This is a genomic window from Yoonia sp. SWMV100 (assembly GCF_056108365.1).
In genome coordinates this window covers 916787-930352 of sequence record NZ_JBWBAQ010000002.1, presented here as the reverse complement: position 1 = coordinate 930352, position 13566 = coordinate 916787, and the positions used below count along the sequence as shown (strand labels likewise).

Here is a 13566-nt window from a genome sequence, read left to right as displayed (position 1 = left end):
ATGTCGACTGACTTTTTGTATCTTGTTGAGGTGCTTATCAACGGTCTGATGGCGGGCGTGATGTATTCGCTTGTCGCACTTGGGTTCGTTCTCATCTTTAAAGCCTCGGGGATCTTCAACTATGCCCAAGGCGTGATGGCGCTGTTTGCGGCGCTGACCCTTGCCGGGATCATGGAGGGCCAGATACCCTTTTCCCATCTGATCAATGCGATTTTGGGGACGGACATCCACCACTTTGGCTGGCATGTGCCTGCTGTGTTGGCGATCCTTTTGACCATCGGCGTCATGGTGGGGTTTGCGTGGGGCGTTCAACGGTTCGTGTTCCGTCATCTGGTCGGACAAGAGCCGATCATCTTGTTCATGGCCACGATCGGGCTTGCCTATTTCCTTGAAGGTGTCGGCGATTTGATGTGGGGGTCGGATATCAAGACGATCGCGCTGGGACTGCCCCAAGGCGGTTCACGCTGGTTAGAGGATTTGACTGTCGGGTGGGGCGGCGATGATTTTTACGGCTTCTATATCGACAAGCTTGATATGGTTGCGACCCTTGTTGCGATTGTTCTGGTCGCATCCCTGATCGCGTTTGCGCAATACACCAAACACGGGCGCGCGATGCGTGCCGTGGCTGATGATCACCAAGCCGCGCTTTCGGTCGGGATTTCTTTGAACTTCATCTGGATTTTGGTGTGGTCACTGGCGGGTTTCGTAGCACTGGTTGCGGGGATCATGTGGGGTGCAAAGTCAGGTGTGCAGTTTTCGCTTTCGTTGATCGCGCTTAAGGCGCTTCCCGTGCTGATGCTGGGTGGGTTTACGTCTATTCCCGGCGCGATTGTGGGGGGGCTGATCATCGGGATGGGTGAAAAGCTGTTTGAATACACGGTAGGGTCGCTTGTTGGCGGTGCCACCGAAAACTGGTTCGCTTACGTGCTTGCGCTGCTGTTTCTTGTCTTTCGCCCTCAGGGCCTGTTCGGGGAGAGAATTATTGAACGCGTGTAATTTCATACCCTCTGAAGGAGCGCACTGATGTTTTATCGTGAAGCTGGTGATTTCAAGACCTCCTACGCCGCGGATAACCAAACCTTTCCGATCAAATTTGACCGCTATCGGTATTGGCTGGTGCTGGCTGTCGCCTATCTGGTGATCCCGTTCATCATCAACGATTATTGGGCGAACGCGATTTTCGTGCCGTTCTTGATCTATGCGATCGCGGCGATTGGGCTGAACATCCTGACGGGGTATTGCGGGCAAGTCAGCCTTGGAACCGGCGGTTTTATGGCGGTGGGCGCCTATGCCTGCTACAAACTGATGACCGCATTTCCGGATGTGAACATCATTGTTCATATCGTGGTTTCTGGCGGCATCACTGCAATCGTCGGCGCGGCTTTTGGCCTGCCATCGCTGCGGATCAAGGGGTTTTACCTTGCCGTTGCCACGCTTGCCGCGCAGTTCTTTTTGGTGTGGCTGTTTAATAAGGTAGGCTGGTTCTACAACTATTCCGCTTCCGGCCAAATTAGCGCCCCAGAAAGGTTTGTCGGGCCATTTGCGGTGACCGGTCCCAATGCGGCCCCGTGGGCGCAATATATGATTTGTCTCGTCTTTGTGACCCTGTGTGCCTTGGTTGCGCGCAACCTGACACGCGGGACGCTGGGGCGTAAGCTGATGGCGATACGCGACATGGATATTGCCGCCGAAATCATCGGTGTGAACCCGCTGCGGACTAAACTAACGGCCTTTGCGATTTCGTCGTTCTTTATTGGGATATCCGGCGCGCTGTTCTTTTCTGTGTACTTAGGCGCGGTTGAAGTCGGCGAAGCCTTTGGCATCCAAAAATCATTCCTTGTCTTGTTCATGGTGATTATTGGCGGGCTCGGGTCGATTTTCGGGAGCTTTGCGGGGGCTGCGTTCCTTGTCGTCCTGCCGGTGGCACTGAAATTTGTTGGCAGCGACCTGATGGGGTGGCCGACTGATCTGACCAGCCACTTGCAATTGGTGATTATCGGCGCGCTGATCATGTTTTTCCTGGTCAAAGAACCACATGGCCTCGCGCAGCTTTGGCGGGTTGCCAAAGAGAAACTGCGCCTGTGGCCGTTTCCACATTAACCGATTGGCGGGATCAACCCACCAAACCGCAATGACGGTACTCGCAAGACTTATTGGTAAACCAAGGGAGGAGAACCCAATGAAGATTAAGAAACTGGCCGCGCTGACGGTTGCAGCCGCGATGATGGCGGCACCTGTTATGGCCGAACTTGTAATTCCGGACCTCAGCTATCGCACGGGCCCATATGCCGCGGGTGGCACGCCATTCTCTGACGGGTATCAAGATTATTTTAACCTGTTGAACGCGCGTGACGGAGGGATCGGAGGGGAGCCGGTTCGTATCCTCGAATGCGAAACAGGCTATAGCACCGAACGCGGTGTCGAATGTTATGAATCCACCAAAGGCGAAGGCGCGTTGATCTATCAACCCCTGTCTACCGGCATCGCCTACCAGCTTATTCCGAAAGCAACCGCTGATCAGATCCCGCTGCACACCATGGGCTATGGCCGTACATCTGCGGCGGATGGCGAAGTATTCAACTGGGTGTTCAATTATCCTGCGAACTACTGGGATGCAGCATCGGTGATGGTGAACTATCTGCTGGATGAAAACGGTGGGTCACTGGACGGTAAAACGCTTGCGCTCGTTTACCACAACTCTGCATACGGCAAGGAACCCATCCGCACGCTGGAAACCCTGTCCGAAATGCATGGTTTCAACCTGACGCAAATCGCGGTTGACCACCCCGGTCAGGAACAAAAATCGCAGTGGCTGCAAATCCGTCGTGAACGTCCTGATTACGTCCTGATGTGGGGGTGGGGCGTCATGAACCAAGTCGCAATCCAGGAAGCCGCCAACATTGGCTTTCCGATGGAAAACTTCATTGGCAACTGGTGGGCCGGTGCTGAACATGACGTGACACCCGCCGGGGCTGCGGCCAACGGTTACAAGTCGCTGAACATGAACCGGGTTGATGATCTGCCCGTGTTCGCGGAGATTAAAACACTGGTGCACGACGCGGGTAACGCGGCGGGCGACGGCTCTAACATCGGTAAGGTTCTTTATACACGTGGCATGTATGCTGCGATGTTGGCCGCCGAGGCGATTGCAAAAGCGCAGGAAATCCACGGTGTCGCGCAAGTCACACCAGCAATGGTGCGCGACGGCATGGAGGCATTGGAAATCACAGATGCCCGAATGGAAGAACTGGGTATGGCCCGGATCGGCCCGGCGTTTTCGGTGTCTTGTCAGGACCACGGCGGCACAGGTTTTGGTATCGTTCAGGAATGGGACGCTGCATCCGGCACATGGGCTGCGCTGACCGATTATATCGCACCTGATGACAGCGTGACGGGCCCGTTGGTGACCGAAGACGCGGCCGCCTTTGCCGCAGAGAACAACATCACACCCGGTTGCCTCTAACCTAACAATCGAACGGCCCCCGTCATGGGGCCGTTCATTATCCCCCGTACCCATTTCCCATGGCCCGCACGCACAAACGGAGCATACAAATGACGAAGTCAGCCGCGACCCCGACGGATACGTTGCTAGAGGTCAACAATATTGAAGTGATCTATAATCACGTAATTTTGGTGCTGAAGGGTGTGTCGTTATCTGTCCCACGGGGTGGCATTACCGCGTTGCTTGGCGGGAACGGCGCGGGCAAGACAACAACCCTTAAGGCGATTTCCAATCTGCTGCATTCAGAGCGCGGCGAAGTCACCAAGGGCAAGATCATCTACCACGGCAAACCCATTCAAAACCTATCACCCGAGGCGTTGGTAAAGCGCGGGGTCGTTCAGGTCATGGAAGGGCGCCACTGCTTTGAACACCTGTCCGTCGAAGAAAATCTGATGACAGGGGCGTATACCCGCGACGATGGGGCCGCAAATATCAAAGCCGACCTTGATATGGTCTATCGCTATTTCCCACGCCTGCGCGAACGCCGCAAAAGCCAAGCAGGCTATACATCTGGCGGGGAACAGCAAATGTGCGCGATTGGTCGCGCGTTGATGTCGCGCCCGGAAATGATTTTGTTGGATGAGCCATCCATGGGGATCGCCCCGCAGCTGGTCGAAGAAATCTTTACCATCGTGAAGAACCTGAACGAAAACGAAGGCGTGTCGTTTCTGTTGGCCGAACAGAACACGAATGTTGCGCTGCGCTATGCCCATCATGGCTATATTCTGGAAAGCGGACGCGTCGTGATGGAAGGCCCCGCCGCAGAGTTGCGCGAAAACCCCGACGTCAAAGAATTTTATCTTGGGATGTCGGACGAAGGCCGCAAATCTTTCCGTGACGTCCGCAGCTATCGCCGTCGCAAACGGTGGTTGGCGTAATGGGGGACGCTGCAATGAAATCTTATGACCAACTCGAAGCACAGCAGCTCACCGCCCTGAATGCCTTGCTCCCCGATGATGTCAGGTTGGACAGCCTTGCCGAGCTGGCCAGTTTGCCCGTCATGCGCAAGGGGGCCTTGCTGCAATCCCAAGCCGACAACCCGCCCTTTGGCGCGATCCGGGCGAAAAATGTCGCAGCGATCTTTCAATCTCCCGGCCCGATCTATGAACCCGGTGGCGCAAGCCCCGATTGGTGGCGCTTTGGTCGCTTTTTAACGGCGATCGGCTTTGTTCCCGGTGACATTGCGCAAAACACGTTCGCGTATCATTTCACCCCAGCCGGTGCGATGTTCGAAAGCGCGGCGCGCGCGATCGGCGTCACTGTATTTCCTGCCGGTCCGGGCAATACCCGTCAGCAGGCAGAAGTCGCAGCCACAATTGGCACGACTGCCTATGTTGGCACCCCTGATTATTTACAGGCGATTTTGGCAAAAGGTGACGAACTTGGCTTGGATCTAAGCCGGATCAAACGCGCCGCTGTCACGGCAGGCCCGTTGTTTCCGCTGCTGCGGCAAACATACGAGGACAGGGGTATTCTGTGTCGTCAATGTTACGGCACCGCTGACGTGGGTCTGATCGCCTATGAAACCACCGATCGCATCGATGGTATGGTGATCGACGATGATGTCATCGTGGAAATTGTGACACCCGGCACAGGAACACCTGTCGCGCCCGGCGAAATCGGAGAGGTCGTCGTGACCGTTTTGAACCCCGATTATCCGCTACTGCGTTTTTCTGTCGGTGACCTAAGCGCCATTATGCCCGACACGTCGCAGCCCAAGCGCATTGTCGGGTGGCGCGGGCGGGCCGATCAGGCGGCCAAGGTCAAGGGCATGTTCATCCGCCCGGAACAAGTGGCCAGCCTGATGACCCGCCACCCGGAAATTTCCCGTGCGCGTGTCGAAATCAACTTTGACGGGGTCAAAGATGTGGTGACGTTGAAGGTTGAAGCAGCCGAGGCTGGCACCGACGCAATTGCGACGTCGGCGGCCGAGATTCTTAAGCTACGCACGCAAATTGTGGCGGTAGCCAGAGGTGTTCTTCCGCGCGATGGTGTGCTGGTTGACGACCAAAGACCTGTGGAGAATTAGATGGATGATGTTGTCATTTTAGGTGCGGCCCGCACGCCGATCGGGGCATTTCAGGGCGGGCTTTGCAGCATGACAGCACCAGAATTGGGTGCCCATGCCATTGCCGCCGCAATCGACGCGGCAGGCATAGACCGTCATCACATTGACGAAGTGTTGATGGGGTGCGTTTTGACCGCTGGTTTAGGTCAGGCGCCCGCACGCCAAGCAGCATTGGGCGCTGGCCTGTCGATCAATGTGCCTTGCACAACGGTGAACAAAGTCTGCGGGTCCGGCATGAAAACGGCGATGATCGCCTACGATCAAATCCGCTGTGGATCGCTGAATATGGCCGTCGCTGGCGGCATGGAAAGCATGTCGCGCGCGCCCTATCTGTCACAAAATACCCGAAACGGTGCCCGGCTTGGGCATGCATCGCTCCAAGATCATATGTTTTTAGACGGGCTGGAAGACGCCTATGACAAAGGCACGCTTATGGGCGCATTCGCCGAACACTGTGCAGAGCGTTACCAATTCAGCCGCGCGGATCAGGATGAATACGCGCTTTCGTCACTGGCAAATGCGGTTGCGGCACAAAATGGCGGGCATTTCGCAAACGAGATTGCCGCGGTCACACTGAAAACGCGCGCTGGTGATGTCTGCATCAATGCAGACGAACAGCCGGGCAACGCACGCCCTGAAAAAATACCCCTGCTGAAGCCAGCGTTCAAACCGAACGGATCGGTCACTGCGGCAAACGCGTCGTCGATTTCGGACGGCGCGGCGGCATTGGTTTTGGCATCGCAAACGCGGGCCAATGCGCTGGGCCTGCCTGTGCGCGCCGTGGTGAAAGGCCACGCAACATTCGCCCATGAACCCGACTGGTTCACAACCGCACCTGTCCATGCCGCGCAAAAGCTGATGGATCAACTGGGTTGGTCCGTTGGCGATGTAGATCTTTGGGAAGTGAACGAAGCCTTTGCCGTCGTCGCAATGGCATTCATACGTGATATGGGTGTGTCGCGTGACATTGTAAACGTTAACGGGGGTGCCTGTGCATTGGGCCACCCTATTGGCGCGTCCGGCAGTCGGATTATCGTGACACTGTTAAATGCCTTAGAGAAACGTGGCTTAAAACGCGGGATTGCAGCGGTATGTTTGGGCGGCGGCGAAGCAACAGCTATCGCAGTAGAAAGACCTGCTAAATGAAAATTCAAAACGATATTGCGGCGGTGGTTACCGGCGCTGCGTCCGGGCTGGGTCGCGCGGTTGCCGCTGCGCTTTGCCACGCTGGGGCAAGGGTCACGTTGATTGATCGTGACACTGAAAAAGGGACTGCCCGTGCCGCCGAATTGGGCGCACTATTCGCCCAAGCAGATGTGACCGATGCAAACAGCGTCTCGGATGCGCTGAACCGTGCGCGCACCGCCCATGGCCAAGAACGTATTTGTATAAATTGCGCCGGCATTGCGCCTGCCGCGAATACGGTTGGCCGTGACGGCGTGCATGATCTGGGCCTTTTCCAAGCAGTGATCAACGTGAACCTTGTCGGGTCATTCAATGTGGCGTCCCAATCGGCGGCAGGGATGGTCGCTGCCGGGATTGATGCCGATTGCACGGGTGTGATCATCAACACCGCGTCGATTGCCGCGTTTGAAGGGCAGATCGGGCAGGTGGCCTATGCCGCGTCAAAGGCCGGAATTGTTGGTCTAACGCTGCCCATGGCCCGCGATTTGGCACGTGACAAAATTCGGGTGATGGCCATTGCCCCCGGTATTTTCGGCACGCCGATGGTTACGTCGATGCCCCCAGCGATCCAAGAGGCGTTGGCGCAGGGTATCCCGAACCCCGCACGCCTTGGTGATCCCGACGAATTTGCCGCACTTGCGATGCATATTATCGACAACGATTTCCTGAACGGGAGCGTGATCCGCCTTGACGGTGCCGCTCGCTTAGCGCCGAGGTGATGAGATGGATTTTGCACTGACGAACGAACAAGGAGCGATCTTTGATATGGCCAAGGCGTTTGGCGAAAGCCAGATCGCGCCCAATGCGCAGGCCTGGGAAAAGGCAGGCGAGATCCCAAAAGACCTGTGGCCGCAGCTGGCTGAACTCGGGTTTGGCGGGCTGTTTGTTGCCGAGGACGCGGGCGGCGCGGGTCTGTCCCGTCTGGATGGCACCCTGATTTTCGAAGCGCTAAGTATGGCTTGCCCCTCTGTGTCGGCGTTGCTGTCGATCCACAACATGTGCGCCGCGATGCTTGATAAATTTGGATCGGACGGGCTAAAGGCCCGTATGTTGCCGGACGTCGTGACGATGGACACGTTCCTTGCCTATTGCCTGACCGAACCGGGGTCTGGATCGGACGCTGCCGCGCTGAAAACAAAGGCTGTGCGCACCGACACCGGGTATGCGCTGACCGGAACAAAAGCGTTTATTTCCGCAGGTGGTTATGCTGATGCCTATGTCGTGATGTGTCGTACCGGAACAGACGGACCCAAAGGCATCAGCGCAGTCATCGTCGAAGACGGCACCGCTGGTCTGACCTTTGGTGCGCTAGAGGACAAGATGGGCTGGCGGTCGCAGCCGACCCGTCAGGTTCAAATGGACAATTGCGAAATCCCGGCTGGCAATCTTGTCGGGGACGAGGGCAAAGGGTTTTCCTATGCGATGGCCGGTCTTGATGGGGGCCGCTTGAATATTTCGGCCTGCTCGCTGGGGGCTGCGCAAACCGCACTGAATAAAACAATTGCCTATATGGGCGAACGCAAAGCGTTTGGGAAAACCATCGACCAATTCCAGGCGCTGCAATTCCGTCTTGCTGATATGGAAATTGAATTGCAGGCCGCGCGGGTGCTTTTGCGACAGGCGGCATGGAAATTGGACACAGGCGCAGCGGATGCCACGCATTACTGCGCGATGGCCAAAAAATTCGTCACAGAAGCCGGATCAAAAATCGTGAATGATTGCTTACAACTTCATGGTGGCTACGGCTATCTTGCCGATTACGGGATCGAAAAATTGGTCCGCGACCTGCGGGTCCATGAAATTCTCGAAGGCACAAACGAGGTGATGCGATTGATCGTCAGCCGGGGACTATTGGCGAAATGAACGATGTTACGTGCCGGATTGAAGGCCATGTCGGGCGGATTACGCTGAACCGCCCCGATGTGCTGAATGCATTAACCCACGCGATGTGTTTGGCGATTGAAACCGCGCTGGACGATTGGCGCGGCACGGTCAGCCTCGTCATCATCGAGGCCGCAGGCGACAAGGCGTTTTGTGCCGGCGGTGACATCGCCAGCCTTTATGAAAGCGCCCAGCGTGGTGATATCGGTTATGGCCGCAAATTTTGGCAGGACGAATATCGGTTGAACGCAAAACTTGCCGAATACCCCGTGCCTATTGTCAGTTTCCTGCAAGGGTTTGTGATGGGTGGGGGTGTCGGGCTTGGCTGCCACACGTCGCACCGTCTTGTCTGTGAAACGACGCAAGTTGCGATGCCCGAATGCGGAATCGGGCTTTTGCCGGATGTTGGTGGGTCGTTGTTATTGGCGAACGCGCCGGGGTATCTGGGGCGTTACCTTGGGCTGACGGGCGCGCGGATGGGACCGGGTGATGCGATATTCGCAGGGTTCGCTGATACGTTTGTCGCCTATGATCAGTGGGACCATCTGAAATCGGCCCTGATTGAAACCGGCGATACGGACCAGATTGCGCATTTTGCCGGCCCTGCACCAACCAGTGCGATGGGTGATGATCTGGCAATCATAGACCGCTTTTTTTGGGCCGACACGTTGCGGGCGATTGCTGCGAATTTGCAGGGGTCTGAGACAGATTTTGCATTGCGTGCCCGCAAGGCGCTGCTGCGTGGCGCACCACTTGCACAGTCTTGTTGTCTGGCGGTTCTTAAAACATTGCGCGGGACGCATAGCCTGCGAAATGCCTTGGCCCTTGAATTTCGGTTCACTGCGCGCGCCGTTGCACAGGGCGACTTTCCCGAAGGCATACGCGCCGCCATTATTGATAAGGACAATGCGCCAAACTGGACGCATTCTACGATCTCAGATGTCACACCATCCGAGGTCGACGCCATGTTATCAGACCTTGGCAGCGAAGCTTTGAATTTGGAGACGATGTAATGAAAATTGGATTTGTGGGCCTTGGCAATATGGGCGGCCCGATGGCGGCCAATTTGGCAAAGGCCGGCCACGAGGTTGCCGGGTTTGATGTGGCTGGCGTCACAATTGCAGGCGTGACATCGGTCAATTCCTTGCTTGATGTCGCACAGGACGCCGAAGTCGTTATCACAATGTTGCCCAACGGCGCGATATTGCGCAGCGTCGCGGATGAAATTGTCCCCGCGATGGCCAAGGGTGCCGTGCTTTGCGATTGTTCGACCGTGGATGTCGAAAGCGCCCGCAACGTCGCTGCGCTTTGCGCCTCGCAAGGGGTGGGAAGCCTTGATGCCCCCGTGTCCGGCGGTATCGGCGGCGCGCAGGCGGGGACATTGACGTTTATGGTTGGTGGGTCCGCCAAGGACTTTGCTGCGATGACCGATTTGCTGGATATCATGGGGCAAAAAACGGTGCATTGTGGTGATGCGGGTGCAGGGCAGGCGGCCAAAATTTGCAATAACATGATCCTTGGGGCGACCATGATCGCCACATGCGAGGCCTTTGCCTTGGCCGATAAAATTGGGCTGGACCGTCAGAAACTATACGATGTCGCGTCAACATCGTCTGGCTCTAGCTGGACGATGAATTCTTATACACCTGCGCCTGGCGTCGGTGTACCAAGCCCGGCTGACAATGATTACAGGCCCGGTTTCGCCGCGGAGTTGATGCTTAAGGATTTGCGGTTATCCCAACAGGCGGCGCAAAGCGTCGATGCCGACACCCCGATGGGACGGCTGGCCCAAGATATATATGCGCAATTTGTTGAAGCCGAGGACGGGCGCGGCAAAGATTTTTCCGCCATGTTGTCGCGTTTCGTATCCAGATCCCGAGAGTAAAACCAACACATCAACACCCGCGCCGGACCTGAACGCGCAACCATCGCTGCATAAAAACTATTCTCTATCGCAAAAGGCGGTAAATAGCGTGGACATGTCCATATGTTGCGAACACGCTTTGCGTTTCTTCTGCTTGCCTCATGCGCCGCGGCACAATACCGAGTATATCAAGAAAATGACTAGGTTCGAAACCAATTTGCTGCTTTGCCAGCAGTCCGGTGTAAAAGAAGAATTGCAATGACTGATCTTGATACCGCCCATGCCGCGATGGATGCTGCACCTGACGATGATTCCGCACGCTTGCGTTTCTACGAAAGGCTTGCCGATACCGAACTGTTCATGCTGTTGGGTGCCGAGGCCGAGGGCGATCAGATTACCCCCGAACTTTTTGAGATCGAGGATCAAAAATTTTGTCTCATCTTTGATCGTGAAGAACGGCTTTCACAATTTGTAGGTCGGATCGCGCCCTATGCGGGGGTGCCCGGACGTGGGTTGGTGCAGATGTTGGCCGGGCAGGGCATAGGACTGGCCCTGAACCTTGAGGTGGCACCATCAGCAATGTTGATTCCCGCCGAGGCCGTGGATTGGTTGGTTCAGACTTTGGCGCATACGCCCGACGAAACAGAGGCTCGTTTGTCAGAGGTTAGCGCGCCGGTCGGTTTGCCCGAGGTGGTCGTTACGGGGCTGGATCGCAAACTGGCCATTGCTGCTGGGATGGCCCGGTTCGCCTATTTGGCTGCTGCGACATACGAAGACGGGATGCGTGGCCATGTTTTGGCATTTGTTGATGCCGTTCCGGGGGCAGAAAAGGCGCTGGCAACCGCAGCAAGCGAGGCACTGACGTTCTCTGGGATTGATGCCGGTATGATCGACGTGATGTTCGTGCGTGCCTCTGACCCGCTTGCCGGATATTTGGCAAAGGTTGGGTTGCGGTTCGATTTACCGGAACCAGAGCAACCACAGACGCCCGGCGCACCCGGGATGGACCCGACCAAACCGCCCAAGCTGCGATGACCTGCGCCGCTAACTTTCACAGCGGGCAGAGCATGCATACCAATACGGTGTCATTTCAGCCGCTTCTGTCTGTGCAAATTTGCTGTGCAGCAGAAGAAACGCGCGTTCTGCAATCGGCTGGTCACGATCATTGCCGATATTGTTCCTTTTTCCCAAATTGACGACAGCGCGCAGGGCGTTCGCTTGCAGCGTCGCTAAATCACCTGATGCTTGCGGGCTTTGTGCGACCCAGTTGACCAACACCACACTGATTTGACGCGCAAGGCCGGTGTTTGCGCCCAATTTGCTGATTTCATCCCCCGCAATCAGCCGACTGAACGGCAAAGCCGACGTATCTGCCGCGTCGAAAGAGGGGTGCGCCTGCACCGGGGTGGAATTCAGGCGTACGCCGCGTGAATATGCGCGATCTAAGCTATCGATCGTATAGCCGTGCATCCCTGAATACGCGCCCCATAATTCAGGCTGCAGTAACCAGACGCCCAGATCGCGTTGCAGAAAACTGATGTCACGCATTTCGGATGGCAGGTCGACGCCATATTTCGACCGGACCCGCAAATTAAGTGCCGCATCCGGATCGAATGATGTGTTATCCGACACTGATGTCAGCCATGTGGATGCATCCGGCAAAGCAAGCGCGGTGAGCGCCAGTTTCACCTCAAGTGGCAGGTTTTGTGCGGCGATATCTTTGATGGTGTCGGCTTGATCTGGGAACATGGCCTCTAGATCGACGGTCAGCCGCTCTGCATCCTCCCAGCGTTGCAGCGCCACAAGCCTGCTGAATGCCACAAGGTGGATTTGGGCGCGCGATTCAGGGTCGCGTTGCAGTGCGTGGGCGAACCGGACCAGACTTGTTGTCGATAAAGCGTTCAATGCCCGCAGTGTCTTTTGGTCCAAAGGCGTACCGCCGTGTATCGCAATCAGGTCGTCAACGCTGTCTGCGGTATATGTGCGTGCAACATTGAGCCATGACAGGGCGGCGTTGTCTGGCGCCAGCGGCGCCAGCGCGTCAAGATCTGCACGGCGTCCCGTTTGCATCGCTTCCATCGCTTTGCGGCGGAACGCGATATCAAAAAGCGTCGGCGTGAAGTAGTTTTGATCAATCGCACGCAGGTTATCGCCCAGACGCAGGTTTTCCAGACGTGTAATCGCGTGCGCTGCGTAATCCGCCGGGCTTGCCGTGCAGGAGATGATTGTATTTGGCCAGTCAATTTGGCTGTTCGGATCGGTATTAGGCAGAGGGTCAGGCGCCAGAATCGTCGCTGATATCTTCCATTCAACTCCTGCAGTTTGCGCAAATTGTTCTTCGCTCATTTGCACCAAACGCGCGAACCCCGTGTCGGAGTTCGCCTCTGGCCGGGCGCCCACCCAGCCGTAGGCCCACGGCGCGTCACTTGCCGCCAACACCGTCTGAAGCCAGTTGATGATGGGGGCGTTCGCTGCCATGCGACGCGTGCGCAATTCGCCTTCGGTCAATTCATCTTCGGGTTGCCCCGCACCCCACCAGCCCGTTGATGGTCCAAGCGTTGTCCCAAGGTCCGCTGCCGTTGCTGCGATATAGCGCGTGCGCAGGTCGGGCATTTCACTGCTATCGCTTTCAAGCGTCGTAAGGCTGCGTTGCAAGACATCGTGGATAGGATCCCCGTTCATTGGCAGCGGGTCGTCGTCATAGGCATATCCAAAACTATCCGCATCGCGAAACCTGTGATCCGGCAGCCCACGCCATAGCCGGTACAGGTCGATGGTCGCGCCGACATTGTCGCGGCGGTGCCAGTGGTCACCACCCGAATACAGGGTGCCATATTTCCCATAGGCGCTGTCCAGCATCTGTGTTGCGGCGGCATAGCGGCCGTCGCAAATCGGGTTGGTGTCTTGTGCCGTTACAACGGCAGGCAGCATTGCGGCCAGACACGTAAAGATGGTCACCGCAGGGTTCGGACGGGTTGTGATGGGCATTTCTTCTCCGGAGTGCACATAGTGACTGCGTACAGCCGACGCGACGGGGTGCTATACGATATGAATTTAACCAAACTA

12 protein-coding genes are annotated in these 13566 nt (G+C 56.5%); 11 read left to right on the top strand and 1 reads right to left on the bottom strand.

What is annotated here, in order from left to right; genetic code table 11:
* The 11 genes from ACXJGX_RS04695 to ACXJGX_RS04645 all read left to right on the top strand — a co-directional run bounded on the left by ACXJGX_RS04695 (position 1) and on the right by ACXJGX_RS04645 (position 11535).
* Positions 1 to 996 carry a branched-chain amino acid ABC transporter permease gene (locus ACXJGX_RS04695; protein ID WP_474779106.1) on the top strand — a complete coding sequence of 332 codons (996 nt, stop codon included), beginning with the start codon at positions 1 to 3 and terminating at the stop codon, positions 994 to 996.
* Between the two features lie 27 nt (positions 997 to 1023).
* Positions 1024 to 2100, top strand: coding sequence for a branched-chain amino acid ABC transporter permease (locus tag ACXJGX_RS04690; protein ID WP_474779104.1), 1077 nt, complete (start codon positions 1024 to 1026; stop codon positions 2098 to 2100).
* A gap of 79 nt (positions 2101 to 2179) precedes the next feature.
* Positions 2180 to 3463: an ABC transporter substrate-binding protein gene (locus ACXJGX_RS04685; protein WP_474779102.1), complete on the top strand. Its 1284-nt coding sequence runs from the start codon at positions 2180 to 2182 to the stop codon at positions 3461 to 3463.
* A gap of 89 nt (positions 3464 to 3552) precedes the next feature.
* Positions 3553 to 4380 carry an ABC transporter ATP-binding protein gene (locus ACXJGX_RS04680; protein WP_474779100.1) on the top strand — a complete coding sequence of 276 codons (828 nt, stop codon included), beginning with the start codon at positions 3553 to 3555 and terminating at the stop codon, positions 4378 to 4380.
* Between the two features lie 14 nt (positions 4381 to 4394).
* Positions 4395 to 5531 carry a phenylacetate--CoA ligase family protein gene (locus tag ACXJGX_RS04675; protein ID WP_474779098.1) on the top strand — a complete coding sequence of 379 codons (1137 nt, stop codon included), beginning with the start codon at positions 4395 to 4397 and terminating at the stop codon, positions 5529 to 5531.
* On the top strand, positions 5532 to 6716 hold the full coding sequence (locus ACXJGX_RS04670) for a thiolase family protein (protein ID WP_474779096.1): 1185 nt from the start codon (positions 5532 to 5534) through the stop codon (positions 6714 to 6716).
* Positions 6713 to 7474 carry an SDR family NAD(P)-dependent oxidoreductase gene (locus tag ACXJGX_RS04665; RefSeq protein WP_474779094.1) on the top strand — a complete coding sequence of 254 codons (762 nt, stop codon included), beginning with the start codon at positions 6713 to 6715 and terminating at the stop codon, positions 7472 to 7474. Before ACXJGX_RS04670 ends, ACXJGX_RS04665 begins: the two co-directional genes overlap by 4 nt.
* A 4-nt stretch (positions 7475 to 7478) precedes the next feature.
* The gene (locus tag ACXJGX_RS04660) at positions 7479 to 8618 is read left to right on the top strand and encodes an acyl-CoA dehydrogenase family protein (protein WP_474779092.1); all 1140 of its coding nucleotides are present in this window, start codon (positions 7479 to 7481) and stop codon (positions 8616 to 8618) included.
* Positions 8615 to 9649 carry an enoyl-CoA hydratase/isomerase family protein gene (locus ACXJGX_RS04655; protein ID WP_474779090.1) on the top strand — a complete coding sequence of 345 codons (1035 nt, stop codon included), beginning with the start codon at positions 8615 to 8617 and terminating at the stop codon, positions 9647 to 9649. Before ACXJGX_RS04660 ends, ACXJGX_RS04655 begins: the two co-directional genes overlap by 4 nt.
* Positions 9649 to 10521 carry a 3-hydroxyisobutyrate dehydrogenase gene (gene mmsB / locus ACXJGX_RS04650; RefSeq protein ID WP_474779089.1) on the top strand — a complete coding sequence of 291 codons (873 nt, stop codon included), beginning with the start codon at positions 9649 to 9651 and terminating at the stop codon, positions 10519 to 10521. The genes ACXJGX_RS04655 and mmsB overlap by 1 nt, the downstream gene beginning before the upstream one ends.
* 237 nt (positions 10522 to 10758) lie before the next feature.
* Positions 10759 to 11535, top strand: coding sequence for an SseB family protein (locus ACXJGX_RS04645; protein WP_474779087.1), 777 nt, complete (start codon positions 10759 to 10761; stop codon positions 11533 to 11535).
* A gap of 9 nt (positions 11536 to 11544) precedes the next feature.
* Here the strand turns inward: ACXJGX_RS04645 and ACXJGX_RS04640 are convergent, their stop codons facing one another.
* Positions 11545 to 13488, bottom strand: a complete 1944-nt coding sequence (locus ACXJGX_RS04640; protein WP_474779085.1) for a hypothetical protein — start codon at positions 13486 to 13488, stop codon at positions 11545 to 11547.
* Positions 13489 to 13566: the final 78 nt, after the last annotated feature.